Origin of the sequence: Curtobacterium sp. P97, from assembly GCF_023712445.1 — a bacterium.
In the GTDB taxonomy this organism is placed as follows: Bacteria; Actinomycetota; Actinomycetes; order Actinomycetales; family Microbacteriaceae; genus Curtobacterium.
This window is the reverse complement of the sequence record NZ_JAMAYF010000002.1, coordinates 200,226-219,162: the sequence shown is the minus strand read 5'-3', so window position 1 is coordinate 219,162 and position 18,937 is coordinate 200,226. Positions and strand designations below refer to the sequence as shown.

The 18,937-nt window shown below is 74.1% G+C and carries 11 protein-coding genes; 1 reads left to right on the top strand and 10 read right to left on the bottom strand.

Annotated features, from left to right (window positions below; translation table 11 throughout):
• Nucleotides 1-45 precede the first annotated feature (45 nt).
• Genes dxr through M3677_RS02870 form a run of 3 tightly spaced genes read right to left on the bottom strand, consistent with a single transcriptional unit; the run spans nt 46 to nt 2,589 of the window.
• Nucleotides 46-1,131 carry a 1-deoxy-D-xylulose-5-phosphate reductoisomerase gene (gene dxr / locus M3677_RS02880; RefSeq protein ID WP_066654590.1) on the bottom strand — a complete coding sequence of 362 codons (1,086 nt, stop codon included), beginning with the start codon at nt 1,129-1,131 and terminating at the stop codon, nt 46-48.
• A 3-nt stretch (nt 1,132-1,134) separates the two neighbouring features.
• Complete coding sequence (locus tag M3677_RS18310) at nt 1,135-2,106, bottom strand: FKBP-type peptidyl-prolyl cis-trans isomerase (protein WP_066654591.1); 972 nt, start codon at nt 2,104-2,106, stop codon at nt 1,135-1,137.
• A 6-nt stretch (nt 2,107-2,112) separates the two neighbouring features.
• Nucleotides 2,113-2,589, bottom strand: a complete 477-nt coding sequence (locus tag M3677_RS02870; RefSeq protein ID WP_066654593.1) for an OsmC family protein — start codon at nt 2,587-2,589, stop codon at nt 2,113-2,115.
• A 70-nt stretch (nt 2,590-2,659) separates the two neighbouring features.
• On the opposite strand from M3677_RS02870, the gene M3677_RS02865 reads away from it, so the two are divergent.
• Nucleotides 2,660-3,652 carry an asparaginase gene (locus M3677_RS02865; RefSeq protein ID WP_251159753.1) on the top strand — a complete coding sequence of 331 codons (993 nt, stop codon included), beginning with the start codon at nt 2,660-2,662 and terminating at the stop codon, nt 3,650-3,652.
• 25 nt (nt 3,653-3,677) lie between these two features.
• Here M3677_RS02865 and M3677_RS02860 read toward each other — a convergent pair whose 3' ends face one another.
• The 7 genes from M3677_RS02860 to M3677_RS02830 all read right to left on the bottom strand — a co-directional run bounded on the left by M3677_RS02860 (nt 3,678) and on the right by M3677_RS02830 (nt 18,791).
• Complete coding sequence (locus M3677_RS02860) at nt 3,678-4,523, bottom strand: hypothetical protein (protein ID WP_251159752.1); 846 nt, start codon at nt 4,521-4,523, stop codon at nt 3,678-3,680.
• A gap of 109 nt (nt 4,524-4,632) precedes the next feature.
• On the bottom strand, nt 4,633-6,606 hold the full coding sequence (locus M3677_RS18305) for a zinc-ribbon domain-containing protein (RefSeq protein WP_251159751.1): 1,974 nt from the start codon (nt 6,604-6,606) through the stop codon (nt 4,633-4,635).
• On the bottom strand, nt 6,603-9,116 hold the full coding sequence (locus tag M3677_RS02850) for a transglutaminase domain-containing protein (RefSeq protein WP_251159750.1): 2,514 nt from the start codon (nt 9,114-9,116) through the stop codon (nt 6,603-6,605). The genes M3677_RS18305 and M3677_RS02850 overlap by 4 nt, the downstream gene beginning before the upstream one ends.
• Entirely contained in the window at nt 9,113-10,525 is a 1,413-nt protein-coding gene (locus M3677_RS02845) for a DUF58 domain-containing protein (RefSeq protein ID WP_251159749.1), read from the bottom strand. The genes M3677_RS02850 and M3677_RS02845 overlap by 4 nt, the downstream gene beginning before the upstream one ends.
• On the bottom strand, nt 10,522-11,493 hold the full coding sequence (locus M3677_RS02840; protein WP_066654604.1) for a MoxR family ATPase: 972 nt from the start codon (nt 11,491-11,493) through the stop codon (nt 10,522-10,524). The genes M3677_RS02845 and M3677_RS02840 overlap by 4 nt, the downstream gene beginning before the upstream one ends.
• A gap of 48 nt (nt 11,494-11,541) precedes the next feature.
• Entirely contained in the window at nt 11,542-17,385 is a 5,844-nt protein-coding gene (locus M3677_RS02835; protein WP_251159748.1) for an Ig-like domain-containing protein, read from the bottom strand.
• The gene (locus tag M3677_RS02830) at nt 17,382-18,791 is read right to left on the bottom strand and encodes a serine/threonine-protein kinase (protein ID WP_251159747.1); all 1,410 of its coding nucleotides are present in this window, start codon (nt 18,789-18,791) and stop codon (nt 17,382-17,384) included. Before M3677_RS02830 ends, M3677_RS02835 begins: the two co-directional genes overlap by 4 nt.
• Nucleotides 18,792-18,937 lie beyond the last annotated feature (146 nt).

Genomic DNA, 18,937 nt, shown 5'->3' with positions numbered 1-18,937 from the left:
CACCCGTCGCGCGACCGCGCGGCGGGCTCGCGACGCCCGGGTGCGTCAGCGGGCCAGCAGGCGGTCCGCCGTCACGCGCGCCCAGCGCTCCGCCGCCAGGACGCCGTCGAGGGAGGACTCCCCCGCGGTGTGCTCGTCGACGACGCGACGGACGGTGTCGACGATGTCGAGGAAGCCGATCGCACCCGCGTGGAACGCGGCGACCGCCTGCTCGTTCGCCGCGTTGAAGACCGCCGGGAAGGTCCCACCCAGCACGCCCACGTGCTTGGCCAGGTCGACGGCGCCGAACGCCTCGGCGTCGAGCGGTTCGAACGTCCAGGTGCTCGCGGTCGTCCAGTCCAGCGGGACCCCGACGCCGGGCACCCGGTCCGGCCAGGCGAGGCCGAGCGCGATGGGCAGCCGCATGTCCGGCGGTGAGGCCTGGGCGATCGTCGACCCGTCGACGAACTCGACCATCGAGTGCACGATCGACTGGGCGTGCACGGTGACGTCGATGCGGTCGTAGGGCACGCCGAACAGCAGGTGCGCCTCGATGACCTCGAGCCCCTTGTTCACCAGCGTGGCGGAGTTCGTCGTCACCACCAGGCCCATGTCCCACGTCGGATGCGCGAGGGCCTCGGCCGGGGTGACGTCGCGCAGGCTCTCCCGTGAGCGTCCGCGGAACGGTCCGCCGCTGGCCGTGAGCACCAGGCGGCGGACCTCCGCGTCGGAACCGGAGCGCAGCGCCTGCGCGATCGCGGAGTGCTCGCTGTCGACGGGCACGATCTGCCCGGGACGGGCGGCGGCCTGCACGAGCGCACCGCCGACGATCAGGCTCTCCTTGTTCGCCAGGGCGAGCGTCGCACCGGACTCCAGCGCGGCGAGCGTCGGACCCAGGCCGACGGAACCCGTGATGCCGTTGAGCACGACGTCCGCCTCGACGCTCCGGACGAGGCGTTCGGCGTCGGCCGCGCCGAAGGCGGTGTCACGGACGTGGAACCGCTCGGCCTGTTCGGCGACGAGGGCACGGTTCGTGCCGGCGGTCAGGCCGACGACCTCGAAGCGGTCGGGGTTCCGGGCGACGACGTCGAGGGCCTGGGTGCCGATCGAGCCCGTGCTGCCGAGGACGACGATGCGACGCCTGGTCGGCACGGGTCAGCCCTTGGCGAGGACGTCGACGACGAAGACGAGGGAAGCGTCCTTCGGGATGCCCGAGCCCTCGGGCGGGTTCGAGCCGTAGGCGTCCTCGGGCGTGGTCACGATGAGGACCTGGGACCCGACCTTCTGCCCGACGAGCCCGGTGACGAAGCCCTTGATGAGCGAGCCCTCGGAGACGGTGAAGGTGGTCGGAGCACCCTTCGACCACGAGGAGTCGAACTCCTTGCCGTCCGCCAGGGTCACGCCCTTGTACTGCACGAGCGCGGTGTCACCGTTCTCGATCGTCGCGCCGTCGCCCTGCTTGAGGACCTCGACCTCGGTCTTCGACGGGGCCGTCGCACCGGACGGGATCGTGATCTCCGGCTCGCCGCTCGCCTTGTCCTCGACCGTGGGCAGCGACGGGTCCTGCGTCTGCGGCGTGCCCGTCGCCTTCGTCGGGGTCTGCGCGACGACGTCCGCCACGACGACGATCTCGCCGCCGGTGTTGAAGCCGAGCGCCGACGACTCACCGACCACCGCGACGCGGTCCCCGACCTTCGTGCAGGCGAGCAGCGCGCCGAAGCCGGTCCCGCCGACGGAGAGCACCTGCGGGTTCCCCTGGTCGAACCCGACCGCGCCGAGCTTCGAGGCGTCCGAGGCCTTGTAGACGGCGTACGACACCTGGGCGAACTCGCCGCTCTTGAGCGCCTTGCCCGAGCCCTGCACCACCGTGGTGGCCTGCGGGGTCTCCGCGCTGAGGCCCTTGTCGAAGGTGACCTTCGGCGCCTCCGACCCGGCGACCGCGCCGGTGACCGCGATGCGCTTCGACGCCGAGCCCGACTCCGGGCACGACGAGATGGGCGTCGCCGTGGCGCTGGCGGACGCGCTGGGCGAGGCCGAGGCGTCACCCGAGCCGTTCCCGGAGCAGGCGGCGAGTCCGAGCACGACGGCTGGGACGATGGCGATCGGGAGCAGGCGGAGACGCTTCACGAGGCCCTATCCTGCCGCACGCACCTTGGTGACGGGCGTGTGGTGGACGGGGAACGCCACCGAGCGCGCGATGAAGCACAGGCGGTTCGCCTCGGCGTGGGCGGCCTCGACGTCCGCGACGCGGTCGGCCTCGAGCACGGTGACGACGGGGTGGAGGGTGACCTCGGTGACCTCGCCGGTACCGTCGCGGTGCACGTCGAGCGAGGCCGTCGCCGTGTCCTCGTAGTCGACCACGGTGAAGCCCCGCTGCACGGCGACGTACAGGTAGCTCATCATGTGGCACTGGGCGAGGGCGCCGAGCAGCATCTCCTCGGGGTTCCACCGGTCGCGGTCGCCGCGGAACGCGGGGTCCGCCGAACCGGCGATGGCGTGCTTGCCCGGCGCCGTGACCTCGTGGTCGCGGCCGTAGTCGCGGTAGCCGCTCGTCCCGGTGCCGCGGTCACCCGTCCAGCGGACGGAGACCTCGTACGTGTGGTCGGTCACGGTGCGCTCCTTCGTGCGTGCTGCTGGGTGCTGGACGTGGCGCCTGCCGGCCCCTCGCTACGATGACGGCATGACGGTGAGCCACGACGTCCGCACAGACCGCCATCCTCTCACCGCCGAGGGCTCCGTCGAGCTCGCGGTGCTGGACCGGAACGGCTTCGACGAGAGCCGGCACGTCGGTGCCGGCGTCGTCGTCGCGGCCGACGGGACCGTGCTCGACGCCGTCGGCGACGTGACGGCGAGCGTGTACCCCCGCTCCACGATGAAGCCCTTCCAGGCCCTCGCCGTCCGTCGCGCCGGCGCGGTCTTCAGCGACGACGAGCTCGTGCTCACGACGGCGAGTCACGCCGGCACCGCTGCGCACCAGGCCCTCGCGCTGCACATGCTCGAGTCCTTCGACCACGTCGAGTCCGACCTGGGCTGCCCGCCCGACCTGCCGTTCGACCGAGCCACCGCCCGCACCACGGACGGCCCGCGGCGCCTGGCGATGAACTGCTCGGGCAAGCACGCCGGGATGCTCGCCGCGTGCCGGGTGAACGGCTGGGACGAGGCGACCTACCTCGACGTGGCGCACCCGCTGCAGCAGCGGGTCCGGGAGACCGTGGAGGAGTACACCGGCGAGACCGTCGACGTCGTCGGCACGGACGGCTGCGGCGCGCCCGTGTTCCCGCTCACCCTGCAGGGGCTCGCCCGTGGGTTCGCGGCTGTCGTCGCCCGTTCGGACTCGGACACCGCGGCACTCGTGGACGCGGTGCTCGACCACCCGTGGGCGATCGACGGTGTGGGCCGGGCGAACACGGTGACGATCGAACGACTCCGGGTGCTCGCGAAGTTCGGTGCCGAGGGCGTGATGGTGATGGGGCTCCCCGGTGGAGCGGCGGTCGCGGTCAAGACGCTCGACGGGTCACAGCGCGCCGGGACGCTCGCGGCGCTCACGCTGCTCGAGCGGAACGGCATGGTGGACGCCGCGGGCGTCGCCGACGTGCTGGCCGCCACCGGCGAGCAGGTGCTCGGTGGCGGCGTGCCGGTCGGTGCCGTGCGCGCGGGGTCTGGGCTGCGCTGACCGCCCGCTGCCCGACACGGCACCGTCACCCTGCGACGAGCTCGTCGACGGGGTGCGCGGCCAGCAGCGGGAGCACGGGCTCGAAGGACGGCGCCACGCAGTCCCCGTCGCTGTCGCTCCACAGCCGGCAGCCGTGCCGCGTGACCTCGATGACGCGGTCCCGTCGACGCGGGAGCAGGTGGACGCCGGGGACGAGCACCACGGTCGCCTGCACCCTTCCGAGAGCGTCGTGGCGCACGGCGACGGCGGTCCCCGTCGGTGTCGGACGCACGCCGGGTGGCGCTCCGGACTGCGGACTCGCATCGGAGACGATCCGCACGCCGGCGTCCGCGCTCCCCGCCGCACCGGCCGTCCCGTCGATCGCGGACGCGGCGAGCTGGGCTCCGAGCGCATCGAACACCGCCCGCGCGAACGCCCCGACGCCGAGGACGACGACGTGGGACGGCGACCCGGGGTCGGCGCGGATCCGCTCGGCTCGACCGTCGGGTCCTCGTCCGAGCACCAGCCCCTCGACGACGGCGCCGCCGACGCCGACGCCGGAAGCGTGCGGGTCCGGGGTCCACGACGACGCCCCGACGGCGTCGCTCAGCGCGTCGTCTCCGCACACTGCTGGTGCGGAGACTGCTGATCCGGAGACTGCTGATCCGGCGACTGCTGGTCCGGAGACGGCACCCGCCGGCAGGGTGACGACGACCGTGGGCGGGCGGTCGGCTCCGGTGCCCCTGACCGTCAGGGCGTCGAGCACCGCGCAACTCGCTGCTGCGACGAGCAGCACCGTCCTGGCGACCACCGGGAGGTCGGCGACGACCCCGACGAGCAGCAGCACCACGGCCGGACCGACCAGGCAGCAGCGGGCGACGAGCGGGGACACGGACCGAGACTGACAGCCCCGCGCGTCCAGGATCGGGCGCACGGGGCTGCTGGTGGAGACCGGGTCGCGGTCGCTGCCCTGTGGAGGAACGGCCGGCTGCCCGTCAGGGCTACTGCACGAGGAAGAACTGCTCCCCGATGTCGACCCGTGCACCGCGCTCCACGCGGTAGCGACGCCCGGCTTCACAGCGGCGGATGCTCCCGTCGATGTGCCGGATCACCGTGCCGTTGCCCGAGTGCCGGTCGGACACCCAGAGGTCGTCGCCGTCACGCCCGAGCTCGAGGTGCGTCTTGGACACCGACTTGCCGGGGTCGTGCACCGTGAGCAGGTCGTCGAACCGCTCGCCCGGCTGCGGTCGGGGCAGCCGGCCCAGCAGGCCAGTACCGTGCACCGCCGTGCGCTCCCCCGTGCTGAAGTGCAGCACGAACGGCGCGTCCGAGGTGGTCTTGACGACGATCCGCGTCTCCTCGACGTCCTCGTCGGGGTCGAGGTCACCGCTCGACGGCACCGTCGTGGACCCGACGGGCGGGAGGACCGGGCCGGTCGTCCCCGGGATCGGGGGCAGCGGCGCGGCACGCGGGACCGGCGGCAGGTCGGGACCGCCGGCGCCCTGCGCCGAGGACGGCAGGGTCGGCGAAGCGGGAGCAGGCGGGACAGGTCCTCCGTCGTGCGCGCTGCGGTGCCCGCCGGGCGCGGTCCCCTCGTCGTCGGCGAGGTGGCGGCCCGGCCCCGCAGCGGGCTCGTCCGCCCGGTCCTCGTGCGCCTGGTCCGCGTCGGACTGGTCGGCGTCGGGCCGTCCCGCGTCGGGCCGTCCGACGTGCGCCTGGTCCGCGTCGGACTGGTCGGCGTCGGGCCGTCCCGCGTCGGGCCGTCCGGCGTCGGGCTGTCGGGTGTCGGGCTGTCGGGTGTCGGGCTGTCGGGTGTCGGGCTGTCCGGCGTCGGACGCCGCGCCGTCGCGGTGCTCGGTGCCGGACCCGGCGTCCTCGGGGACATCCGCTTGCGACGCGTGGTCCGTGGAGCCCCGCTCGGCGCCGCCGTCCGCGGCACCGGGGTCCGAGGGGTCGTCGTCCACACGGATCTCGTCGTCGGCCGCCCAGTCCGGCCGCGCCAGGGGCAGCGGCACGACGGGCCCGGTGAAGGCAGCGGTCACGGTCGGACGGACGGCGCCGCACTCCGCGCAGAAGATGTCATCGGGTTCGAGGGCGTGGCCGCACACCGGGCAGGTGGCCGGACCGTTCCCCGGAGCGATCAGGGGCGTCGGTGCCGGACGACGGTCGACCAGTGGCTCCACGACGGCGGTGTCGCCGGCACGGGGACGTTCGTCGGCGGACGGGTCCTCGACCTGGTCCTCGACCGGCGGCTCGGCTGCCGCGCCTCCGCGGCCCACCCACCACGACGGTCGCGACGGAGCTGCCGTCGGCTGCTGTGCGACGGGCGGCGCCCACACCGGGGCCGTCGGCGGCGCCTCGGGCGCAGCGGACGGTGCCTCGGGCACGGGGGACGGCGTCCCGGAGCCGGACTGGTCCCCCGGGGCCGGCGCGAGACGGGTTCGTTCGGTGTCGGCCTCGTCGTCGGCAGCGGACCCCGTCGGGGACGACGGGTACGCGTCGGGATCGAGGGGCGGCTCCGGCTCCGGCTCCGACGCCCCGGGCCGCTCGTCCGTGCGGTGCTGCTCGTGCGTCCACCGGTCGTCCCCGACGCGGTCCGACCGACCCGGATCGACGCCTTCGGGGCGCAGCCACGACGGATCGTCAGCCGGAGCTGCGGGAACGGCCGGGACCACAGGAGCGGACGGTGCGGTGGGGCGAGCGTCCCCGGTCGCGCCGGAGCGCTGCCGGTCCTCGCCGATGAGCCACGCACGGGTCGCGGGGTCGAGCGTCGCCTCGGGCAGCCAGGCCTCGGCGGCGGGATCGGGACGGCGGCCGTGCTGGTCGGGTTGCCGGAGCGGTGGCGGCGGGGTGTCGTCGACGGGCGCAGCCGGCGCGGGCCGACGGTTCGCCGAGACGTTCACCGACCGCCCGCACTCACCGCAGAAGATCGCCCCGTCGGGCAGCATCGAGCCGCAGTGTTCGCATCTGATCACGGTTCGCCTCTGTCCTCACTCGGCCGTCCACGACGCTCGCCGGCCTCCGGCCCATCGTAGTCACCGGCCCCGGGACGCCCCTGGTCGTGGCGATCGGTGCCGGACGGACGCACAGCACCGCTCGGCATCCGCCGGGTCGCCGGACGGCGTCGACCCCACCCGGCGGAGCGGAGGGACCGCAGCGACACGGCCGCCCGCCAGCGCTGGCGCCGCGTGCGGTCATCGGCCAGGCTCGCGATGGCCTCGTCCGTCGCTGACCACATCCGGTCCGCGGTCGCCGCGTCGACCGCCCCGGGTCCGAACACACTGCGGTCCGCCAGCGCGGCGAGTCCGCTCCCGCCGCGCCCGGGCGCGCCGGCGACCACCTCGCGCCGCGTCGCTGCGCCCGGCACCTCGTGCCCGCGGTCGACCAGCGCGTCCCGGTACTCCTCCCAGGCTCCGGTGACCCGGGCACGCGGTGTCGGGGCGCGGCGTCGTCGACGTCGGCGCAGCCGTTTGCGCAGCAGCACCACCGCGAAGGGCAGGAGGACGAGCGCGAGGAACCCGAGGGTCGCGAGCACCCACGGCAGGGCTGCGAGCAGCACCTGCAGCCACAGCGGCGGGACGGGCGGTGTCTCGCGGTCGCTCTGCGGCGGGGCCTGCTGGTCCTGGTCCTGCTGCTCGACGGGCGGCGGTGGGACGACGGTCTCCGGGCGCGTGACGGGTTGCGGCGTCTGGTCCTGCTCGTCCGGGATCTCGCGGAGGACGGGGTTCGGGTCGAGGGTGACCCACCCCCACTGCGCGGTGTCCACCTCGACCCGCGCGGTCACGTCCGACCCGCGCAGGGTCGTGGCCCCGCCCGACGGACCGGCTGCCGCCGAACCCGGTTCCGACGAGGACCTCCGGACGTCCCCGCCCGGGGTGAACCCCATCACCACCCGCGACGGGAACCCGATCTGCCGGGCCATCAGCGCGGCGGCGACCGCGTACTGCTCCTGGTCCCCGATCATGACCGGCGCGGTGAGGAGCTCCTGGATCCGGTCAGCGCCGTGCCCGGACCGGCTGGCCCGGTCGTCGCCGACGCCGTGGCTGACGTACCCGGTGCTGGTGAGCCACCGGACGGCCGCGACGAGCTCCTCGCCGGGCGTCCGTGCGTCCGCGGTCGTCGACTCGACCCGCTCCCGCACCGCGTCCGGCACCCCGGTCGGCGACGGCACGTCGGCGGTCCCGGGACGCGCCGACGCGAGCTGCTCGTCGTCCGGCTGGTCGGGCAGCACGGCCTCGAGGTCGTAGCGCGTGTCCGTCCCCACCCCGCCGACCACCGCACCGGTCGACGTCGCGCGGTCGTAGAAGAAGGACCGGCGATCCTGCTCGGCGTCGGCCCCGCGGAACGTCACCGACTCCAGGGCGCCGACGGTGGGCAACCACACGCCACGGTAGGCGGCGACGTCCACCCCGACGCGCACGTCGCTGCCGCGCACGTTGCTCACGTCCACGGTCGTGGGGACCCGTTCGAAGGTGCCGGAGGCCGAGGACCCGTCGTCGCCACCCACACGGAAGACGACACCGTCGTACGTGTCGAGGGTCGCGATGCGCACGAACCCGCCCTGCGGCAGCCCGGTGACGCGCAGCTGCGGTGCGTCGGCAGCACCTGGTTCCTCGTACGACCGGAACGCGCTGAGCGGGCTCACCTCGTCCCGCGGGTCGAACGGTCGCACGACGTCGGTGCGCGCGACGCTCCGGCCGACCGTCGGCGGGGCGACCGACCCGAGACCGGTCGCGACGACCGCAGCGGCCAGGACCGTCCCGGTGCCGACGAGCGCCGGACGCGCGACGGACCGCCACACCGGCACACGGGCGCCGACGGTCGTCGCCACGGCGACGGCCCGGCGCGCGTGCCGGACCGTGAGCGCCCACACGAGCGCGATCCCGCCGAGGCCGACGGCGGTCGCGACCGACAGGTCCAGACGGCTCGGACCGACCACGACGCCCGCCGCGAAGAGGACGAGCGCCGGGATGCTCACGGTCTCCGGCCGGGAGGCACGGACCGCCACGGTCACGGCCGTCACCGTGGCGACGAGGGTCGTCACGAAGTACGGGACGAGCAGCGACTCGTAGGACCCGACCGGCAGGCTGACGGTGACCAGCCGCTTCCAGTCGAGCGCGACGCCGGCGAAGAGGTCGACGAGTCCGGGTCCGGTCGGCAGCAGCCCCGCCGACTCCCCCGGGACCGCGGCGGGCACCCCGGTCACGGTGAAGACGGCCACGGTGAGGACACCGACGACCGCCGCCGGCAGCCGACCCAGTGCACCGGTCAGCGCGACCGCGGTGCCCGCGACCACGGCGGTGACGCCGGCGGTCACCATCGACCCGTCCCGATGGACCGGCCACCAGGCGGTGCTCGCCACGGCGAGCAGGAGCCAGACGACCAGGGTGCCGCCGACCGAGCGGACCGGGGCGCGCCGGCGAGCCGCTCGGCGCGTGGCGCGGCGGCCCCTGGTCGGGCCTTCGAGCGGGGGTGCGGCACTCACGCGGCGGCCGCCGTCCGGTGCAACGCCTGGCGGAGGTCCTCGAGGTAGCCGATGGTCAGGACGGTGAGCCCTGCCACCCGGAGCACCCGGGGCTGGGCCTCCGGTTCGCAGGTGACGGCGACGACCTCGACCCCGACGGGGAGGCGCGTGGCGGCGAGCCGGAGCGCGGGGAGCCCGACCGTCGACCCGACGACCAGGAACGCGACGGAGATGCCGGCCGTGTCGTTCCCGACGATCCGGGCGACCTCCGCGACGGGCAGGCACGCGTCGGACAGCCCGACGGTCGCGAACTCGTCGAGCAGACGGGTCGGCGTGACGGTGGCGAGCCGGTGCACCGCGTAGGACGGCCGCTTCGCGTACTCCGACGTGCGCTCGGACACCACGACCGAGACGTCCCGTCCGTCGCGGACCGCACGAGCCCCGAGTGACGCGGCGGCGCTCACCGCCAGCTCGAACTCGTCGTCGTCCGCGAACTCGGCCCGACGGCTCGCGAGGGCGACGACCAGGTGCGAGCGTCGGGTGTCCTCGAACTGCCGCACCATGAGCGCGCCGGACTTCGCGGTCGACTTCCAGTGGACGGTGCGCGGGTCGTCGCCCGGGACGTACTCGCGGACGGCGTGGAAGGCGATGTCCGCCGGGGAGAGGTCGGTCGTGGCCTGCCCCTCGAGGTCGCGGACGAGTCCCGTGCTCGTCGACGGGATCGCGATCGTCCGCGGGTGGACGATGACCTGTTCGCGGGCGGTCCACACGACCTCGCGCCGCACCAGCCCCACCGGGTCGGCCCGGACGCCGGTGACCGGTCCGACGTCGAGCACCCCGCGTCGGACCGTCGGAACGGGTACCTGTTCCTCGAACACGCCACCCGGGGCGACGGTCGGCACGGCGACGTCCACGAGTCCGTCCCCGACCGGCAGCTCCACCGTGGTCGGGACCGACGGCAACCGGGCCGGGTTCTCCGCGGTGACCACGACGCCGGCGTCGTCGCCGACCGCCACACGGTGCTGCGGCAGGCGCATCCGGACCACGAGCCGGGTCCGCCCGACGAGGGCGACGGCGGCCACGACGGCGAGCAGCGCCCCGGCGAAGCCCACCACGACGACCTCGCGCAGACCGAAGCGGTACCCCACGGCGAAGGCGACGACCGTGACGACGGCGACCGTCCAGCCCAGGCCGGTGACCACCGCGGCGACCTCGCCCCACAGACGCCGCACGGTCCTCCAGGCCGTCGCCCACGCCTTCGCGATCCCGACGACGGCGTCGGCGGCGACGCCCTCGCGGTCACCGACGAGTCGGGTGCGCACGTTCGTGAGCCCGGCGACCGTCGTCGTCCGCTCGGCGGCGACGGAGCCGCGACGGGACCTCGTGCTGCCGCGTCGCGTCCTGGTGCTGCCGGGACGGCGGTCGGTCACGACGCCGCTCGGTCGGCGGGCGGCGGGGTCTCGACGAGGAGCTGCGCCACGACGCTGGTGGCGCTGACCCCGTCGAACTCCGCCTCGGCGTCGAGCACCAGGCGGTGTGCCAGCACCGGGACGGCCAGGGCCTTGACGTCGTCCGGCGTGACGTAGTGGCGGCCCTGCACGGCGGCGTACACGCGTGCGGCACGGATCAGCCCCATGGCACCGCGGACGCTGACGCCGAGCCGGACCTCGCTCGCGGCGCGGGTCGCGTCGACCAGGCGTGCCACGTAGTCGGCGATCGTCGGGTCGACGTGGACCGTGCGGGCGAGTGCGGCCATCTCGGTCACGGTCGCTGCGGGGACGACGCTCGGCAGCGGCACCGAGGCGGACGGCGCCGACGACGTCTCGAGGATCCGCACGGTGGCCGCGTGGTCCGGGTAGCCGATCGAGGTGCGCACGAGGAACCGGTCCAGCTGGGCCTCGGGCAGGCGGTACGTGCCGGCCTGCTCGATCGGGTTCTGCGTGGCGATGACCATGAACGGGGCGGCCAAGCGGTGGTTCACACCGTCGACGGTCACCGTCGACTCCTCCATCGCCTCGAGCAGCGCGGACTGCGTCTTCGGGCTGGCCCGGTTGATCTCGTCGGCGAGGACGACGTTGGCGAACACCGGCCCGCGGTGGAAGTCGAACTCCTGCGTGCGCTGGTCGTACACGCTGATACCGGTGATGTCGCCGGGCAGCAGGTCCGGGGTGAACTGGATCCGGTTGGTCGACCCCTGCACGCTCTGCGCCATCGCACGGGCGAGGCTCGTCTTGCCCGTGCCGGGGACGTCCTCGAGGAGCAGGTGTCCCTCGCTGAGCATCGTCGTCACGGCGAGGCGGATGACGAACGTCTTCCCGAGGAGCACCTGCTCGACGTTGGTCACGATCCGTCCGGCGACGTCGGCGAACCAGGCGGCCTGCTCGGGGGTCATGCTCATGCGGTGGGGTCCTCGTTCTGGTGGTGGGATCGCTGCCGGGTCGTGACCCTAGCCTGCGGAGGAGGTACTCGGGTCGGTGCCGGACGGCGGGTCGGACGTGCCGGCGTCCGGGGTGGTGACGGCGCCGCGAGCACCGGTCCGGTCCTGCTGCCCGTTCACGGTTGCCTGCACCACGATCGCGCTGGAGCCTGCCGGGACGGCATCGCCCGTGGTCCACGCCTTGCCGGTCTCCGGGTTCGTGTCGGAGCAGCTCTCGCTCCCGAGCAGCTCGGGTCGGCAGTACGAGATCCGGTAGCCGTCCGGTGCGATGTGCCCGTTGTTGTCCGGCGGGTTGATCACCGGCGCCTGCCCGACGACCGCGCTGACGACGGTCGCGCGCGTGGTGAACGCGGTGGCGGTCGCCGGGGCGCTCGACGCGCAGTACTGTCCGTCGGTCGCGCACGCGGTGAACACCACGCTCGTCTCGAGCCCGTAGCCCGCCCCCGCCCCGAGCGACGCCGACCCGCTGAAGCGCACGCGGGGACCGCCGCCCACCGAGTAGTAGAGGTAGGGCGTGGACGCCTGCGCGGTGGCGCGGAGGCCGACCGCCCCGTCGGCGTCGGGCCCACCGTCCGGTTCGACCGTGCCCGTCGGGGCGTCGGGCGTCTGGTAGCCCTGCACGCTGGCCGGCTGCGACGCCGTGCAGAAGAGCCCGTTGTCGGCGAGGGCGACGTAGCGGTACTGACTCGTGATGCGGTCGTTCGCGGACGAACCGTTCCAGACCTTCTCGGCTCCGGCGGTCGAGCACCCGGACGGGATCGGGGTGGACGCCGCGTACTTCGCGATGCGCCAACCGGGGGTCCCGCCGGCCCAGTCGGCCTCGGACGCGCTGAGGGCGACCGCGGTCGTCGATCCGTCCGGCTGTCCCGTGGCCGACAGCTCCGGCGTGCCGGGGGCACCGACGGCCGAGCCGGTGGCCGACGCGTCGTTCCACTGCACCGGGCTGCCGTCGCGGTCGGCGGCGTTCCGGGCGGAGACCCGCACCGTGTACTCGGCGCCGCTCTGCGCGCCCGGGAAGGAGGTGCTCGTCGCGGTCCCGACGTTCTTCGTCGCGGACAGTCCCGGCCCCTGGACGGACACGACGTAGTTCGAGACGGACGACCCGCCGTTCGGCGTCGCGACACGGTCCCACGCGACGTCGAGCTGGTCCGGCGTCGCGCTGCTCGGCGTGACGCGCACGCCCTTCGGCGCTGCCGGGACGAAGTCGGCGCTCATCGGCGCGGACTGCGGCGAGGGCTCCGAGTCGCCGACGGCGTTCCGAGCGACGACGGAGAAGCGGTACGACGCGGACGGGTCGATGCCCGTCAGGGTGCAGACCGTCGCGGTGCCGCAGTCCTTCGCGACGCCGTTCGTCCCCTGGACCCGGTAGCCGGTGATCGGTGCGTTGTTCGCCTGCGGGGTTGCCCACGTCAGCGTCAGCTGGCCACCCTGGAACGTGCCGGTCCGGGTGGGCGCGCCCGGCGCGTCGGGAGCGTCCTGGACGGCGATGGTCACGTCGCCCCAGACGTACCGGGACGGGTCGTCCGTCGCGTCGGCGACCTGGTACTGCAGGTGCGCGTCGACGGGTTGGGCACGGTCGCCGACGGTGACCTGGAGCCGCGACCGGTCGGCGCTGGGCGTCACGCTCACGCCGGCGGGGAGACCGCCCGAGAGTCCGCGGATGGCGACGACCCGCAGCCGCTGGTCGGGGAACGGGTTCGTCGCCTGGTCGTTCGACAGGACGTCGATGGTCGCGGTCGTGCCACGCTCGACGACCGCCCGGTCCGCCCCGGGCTGCACGAGCGGCCTGGTCGAACCGACGATGCCGACCCGAACCACCCCGGCGCGACCGGCGTTCGCGTCGTCCGACACCCCGATGCCGATCGAGGCCGTCGTGTCCTTCCGGGCGTCCTCCGCCACCGAGATCCGGAGCTGCTGGCCCTGCACGGTCGCGGTGGTGCCGGCGCCCGGGCGGCTGACCACCGAGTACCGGAGCTCCCGGAGGTCGTCCGGGTACGGGTAGTCCGTCAGCTTCGTCAGGTCGAGGGTGCGGGAGTCACCGGGCTGCAGGTCGATCGACGACCCGGTGAACGCCGGTGGCTGGTTCGACCGGGGTGTCACCTTGATCGGGAGCACGAGCGTCGCGACGCGGCCCTTGCCGCCGTTCGCGCTCGACCCGTCGGTGACCTCGAACGAGATCGACGCGTTGCCGTAGTACAGCTTCGAGGACGTGAACTGCAGCGTGGACCGGTCGACGACGAGGTCCTGCCCGTTCGCGTGCGTCGCCTTGACGGTCCCGCGATCGGTGATCTGCGCGGTCCGTCCGTTGGCCGTGACCACGTAGCGGTCGAGCGGGATGCGCACGGTGGCCTCGCTCTTCACGGTCACCGCGCCCACGCTGCGGTCCACCTGCGGCAGGGCGTCGTCGAACCCGGGCACGTGGACGAACCCGTAGGCGACGACGTCGGGGTGGTCGCTCCGGGTGACGGAGAACGGCACGACCTGTGACGCGTCCGTCAACCGGATCTCGATCCGACGGTCGCTCGTGACCCGGGCGGTGTCGCCGTAGCCGTCGACCACCCCGACCTCGAGGCGGGAGGTCGACCCCTCGGCGAAGAAGACGTTCTGCAGGACGTCGACGGTGACGCTCTCGCGACGCAGGATGTCCTGCAGGTCGAGCGTGGTGTCCTCGACCTCGGGACGGAGCGGCGGGGCGTCGCGGTCGACCGTCACCGTCAGGAACGCGGTGCTGGAACCGCCGCTCTCGTTCGTGACGGTGTAGAGCACCGCGAAGTCGCCCTCGGTCACCGAACGCGGTGGCGTGACCCGGACCTGGCTGCGGTGGAGCACCTCGGCGGTGACCCCCGGGGCGGTCGGCTCGGCCGCGGTGACGGACAGCTGCCCGCCCTCCGGGTCGGAGTCGTTCTGCAGCACGCGCACGGTCACGGACCCACCGGGGCGGATGGTGACGTGGTCGGCCTGGGCGACCGGGTTCGATGCCTGCTCCGCACGGGGGCTGATGCCGACCCGGACCGTGCCGGTCGCGCGGGCACCCAGCGCGTCGACCACCGTGTAGGTGAACTCGTCGGTCCCGGCGGAGTAGTCCCCGGCGTCGTAGGTCAGCGCATCGGCGGTGACGTCGCTGACCGAACCCTTCTCGGGGTTGTCGCCGACCCCGACGAGCTGCACCGAGTCGCCGTCCGGATCGGTGCCGTTCAACGGCACGGTGATGCGCACCGCCTGCCCCGCGACCGCGCGCGCCGTCACGGTCTTCGGCACCGGCGGGTTGTTCGTCGCGGCGTCACGCTCGCGCACCGAGATCGAGACGGACGCGTCCGCGTACTGCCCGTCCGGACCGTGGACGCGGTAGACCGCGGTGTGGTTGCCGGGTGTGTCCGGGGCGAGGTACCGGAGCCGGTCGCCGGACACGAAGAGCAGCCCGCCGTCACCGGGCACGTTCTGCACGAGCTGCGGGTCGAGCGTCAGCGGCTCGCCCTCCGGCTGGGTGTCGTTCGCCAGCACGTCGATCTCGGCGACGTCGCCGACCCGCACCGTGGCGGAGTCGGACTGCGCGACCGGCGGCTGGATGCGGTCCGGTCGCGGGATCTCGACGACGGTGATCGTCCCGGTGGCGCTGGCCAGACCGTTCGACTCCGTGTACGCGAAGGTCACCGGTGCGTCGAGCGGCGCGGTCAGGGTGACCCGTACGACGTGCTGGTCGAGGATGCTCGCCTCGACCCCGCTGCCGCGGCCGGGGCCGTCGAGCGCCGTGACCATGAGCACACCGCCGGCCGGGTCGGTGTCCGTCGCGGTGACGTCGGTGTCCTTCGTCGAGAGGGTGGTCACGAACACCGTCTTCGGCGTCGTGATCGGTGGCGTCGAGGCGTCGGGCGGAGCGAGCACGGAGACGCGCACGACGCCGCTCGCGGTCTTCGTGCCGTCCGTGACGGTGTACTCGAGCTGGTGGTCCCCCGCTCCGGCCCCCTGGACGCGGAACGTGCCCGCGTCGTAGGACGGGGTGACCGTCAGGCCGCTCGACGAGGAGACGCTGGTGAGCGTGACGGCTCCGTTGCCCCCGCGGACGTGGTCGAGCGGCGTCACCGTGAACGCCTTGCCCGCGTAGCCCTGCACGGCGAACGCGTCGGCGCGCAGCGGCACGCTCCCCTGGGCGGCGACACGCACGGTCATCGATCCGCGGCCGGGGTCGCGGCCGTCGCTCACGACGAGCTGGACGCTGCGGTCACCGGTGCGACCGCTCGCGTTGCGGAAGTCGAGCAGCCCGTCCGGTGTCGTGGAGACGCGGTCGCCGTCCGCCGAGGCGGACTCCAGGTAGACCGGGTCGCCGTCGGGATCGACCCAGTCCGACAGCACGTCGGTGACGACGTGCCCGTTCTGCACGACGTCCGCCGAGGTGCTCCGGACCTGCCGCGGTGGCTCGTTCTCGGACTCGGGGCGGACGGTCACCCGGACGGTCGCGCTGGCCGACCCGCCGTTGCCGTCGGTGATCGTGTACGGGAACGAGAGCGTGCCGCTGGCCTCCGCCGTGAGCGAGACCTGGAGCCGCTGGCCGTCACCGACGACGGCGACGCTGCCCTGGCCGTCGGGGACGTCGCCGACCTCGCTGATGACGAGTGGGTCGCCGTTGGGGTCGTAGTCGTTGAGGAGCACCGGCAGGCTGGTCGTGCGACCCGGTCGTGCGCCGAGGTCGTCGTCCACCGCCACGGGCGGCTTCTGCTCCTTGTCCACCTGCGGGTCGTCGTCCGACACCCGTTCCTGCTGCCGCTCGTCGTCCTGGTCGACCAGGTCCGCCCAGTTGTCGATGAGCTGTCCACTGCGGCCGATGGCCCACGACCGCCCACTGCGCGGGTCGTTCGCCACGACGGTGTCGCCGTTGTGCACGATCTGCAGGTCGTCGGCGTCGGCGGTCTGCGCGAGCCGCTGGAGGCCGGTGCCCCGACACGAGTCCATCGCCTGTCCGCCCGCCCACGCGGCGTAGGTGCAGGAGCCGACGACGGTCGGTCGTGCCGCTCGACCCGACACCCGGAGCGCGGTCCGGTCCACCTGACCGGAGGCGGAGACGCGCACCAGCCCGGCCGTCCCGGCGACGAGGACCGTGGACGAGGAGTCCGAGGACCGCTGCAGCGCGGGCGATCCACCGACGCGGTCGCCGAGGTCGACGCTGTCCCCGTCGACCGAGAGCTGCCCCGAGGTGCGGTCGAGCACGGCGACGTGGTCCCCGAACGACGCCACCTGGAACTCGTGGCTGCGGTCGAACCGGACCTCCCACCGCCGCTCGACGGTCAGCTGGGTGCCGACGTCGACGAGGGAGGCGCGGCCGGTGCGCGGCGAGTACACCGCGACCCGCTCGTCGGAGGCGTCGAGGACGGCGTCGGCGCCGAGGCTCAGGTCGGCCTTCGTGGACGCGTCGAAGTCCGACAGCTCGGCCGCCGGGGTCGCCCAGAGCTCGCCCGTGTCGCCGTTCCCGACCACCGCGGTGTCCCCCGCGAAGAAGACCTGCGGCGAGCCCGCCGGCAGCGTCACGGCATCGCCCACGGTGGCGTCGGCGACGTCGACCTTCGCGACGGTGCCCTTCGTGCCGTCCACGCTGTACACCTCGGAGCCGCGCTGCACGACCGAGAGGTCGTCGCTCGGGGTGTCGACGGCGGTGTTGAGCTCGAGCACGCCGGTGTTCGCGCGCCCGACGGCGCCGTACTCCGCCGACGGCACCCAGACGGTGCCGTCCCCCAGGTCGACCCGTTGGGTGTGGTACCCCGTGGACACCACCGCGGCGGTCGCGACGACGGCGCCGACGAGGATCGACGCGCAGGCCGTCACCGCCGCGGAACGGTGCTCGGCGAGGAACGCCCGGATCACCCGGCGCTCCCGATCGTGCCGCACTGTTCGGGACTCGCGGCCCCCGTCCTGCCGTCCCGGTTCACCGCGACCGTGATGCACTGCTCGGTACCGGGATCCCCGGACACGACGAAGGTGGTGCCGGTCTGCTGGCTCGTCGCGCCGGCCGACGTGATGACGTAGGTGTCCCCGGCACGGAGCCCGGGATCGTCCCAGCTGAAGGACACCGAGTCGCCTCCCCCGCGTGCGGTCACGTCGCGCACCGTCGGGACGGACCCCGTGCCGGCGCGCGTCACGAGCAGGACGCTCACCACGGCGAGGGCCGCGACCACGACGACACCGGCCGCGCCGGCGACCACGAGGGTCGAGCGCTTCCGGCGACGCGCGATCGTCGCCGACCCGGTGCGGTGCACGGTGCCGACGCTCTGGACGCCGACGGACGTCCCGCCCCGCACCGCCCGCCGTGTCCGTCGGCGGGCCGCCACACGCGAGGGTGCCTGCAGTTCCCGCACGACGGTCCGGTCGCCCTCCGACGACGGGGTGGCCACCGCCCACGACTCGACCGCCACGTCGGCCGCGGTCTGCGGGATCCCGAGCTCCGCCTCGACCTGTTGGAGCCCGCGGACGAACTCCATCACGGTGGCGGGACGAGCAGCCGCACGACGGGCCATCGCCGTCGCGAGCAGCCGTTCGAGCGACGGGGGCACGTCGGTCCGGCCGGTCGACCCCACGCCGCCCTTGTCGATCCGGTCCATCAGGTCTGCCGCCGAGTTCCTGCCGCCCGGGACCTCGAACGGAGAGCGCCCCGCGAGCAGCGAGTACACGGTCGCTGCGAGCGAGTAGACCTCGGACTGGACGGTGCCGCGGGACTCGTCCCCCAGCACCTCGGGCGCGGACCACGGGATGGACATGCCCACCGGCTCGTCGGGGTCGGCGCTGCCGATGGTCGCGGCGATGCCGAAGTCGGAGAGGACGGGGCTGCCGTACGCGGTGCGCAGGATGTTCGAGGGCTTCACGTCTCGGTGCAGCACGCCCTCGCGGTGGGCCGTCTCGAGCGCGGAGCCGATGCGGACACCGACGGCCAGGACCTCGGACACGGGGAGCGGCTCGCGTCGGTAGCGCTGGCTGAGCGACGACGAGCACAGCTCCATGACGAGGTAGGGACGGCCGTCGGCCGCGATGCTCGCCTGGAACACCGTGAGGATCGCGGGGTGCGTGCTGAGCCGCGCCATCAGGTTCGCCTCGGCCTGGAACATCTGCCGCACGCGCTCGTCCACGACCTCGTCGAGGAGCACCTTCACCGCCACCTGCCGGCGTGGCATGTCCTGCTCGTAGAGGAAGACGTCGGCGAAGCCCCCGGAGCCCAGGACGTGGACGGGGGTGAACCCGGCGATCACCGGCGGGTCGGACGGCAGGCGTCGAGCCATCAGCGTCGTTCCCTTCCCCGGCCCGCGGCCGGCCCTTCCGTTCGTCGCGGCCAGGCCATTCTACGAAGGGCGATCCGACAGCCGGCGGCCGCGGGCGTCCCTGTGGAGGACGGCCATCCCCCACTTCGGGGGTGGTCGTACGGGTG

Bases quoted from the DNA above. Each gene is read 5' to 3' on its own strand.
- M3677_RS02865 (WP_251159753.1), top strand. From the start codon at position 2,660: ATGACGGTGAGCCACGACGTCCGCACAGACCGCCATCCTCTCACCGCC.
- M3677_RS02840 (WP_066654604.1), bottom strand. From the start codon at position 11,493: ATGAGCATGACCCCCGAGCAGGCCGCCTGGTTCGCCGACGTCGCCGGA.
- M3677_RS02830 (WP_251159747.1), bottom strand. From the start codon at position 18,791: ATGGCTCGACGCCTGCCGTCCGACCCGCCGGTGATCGCCGGGTTCACC.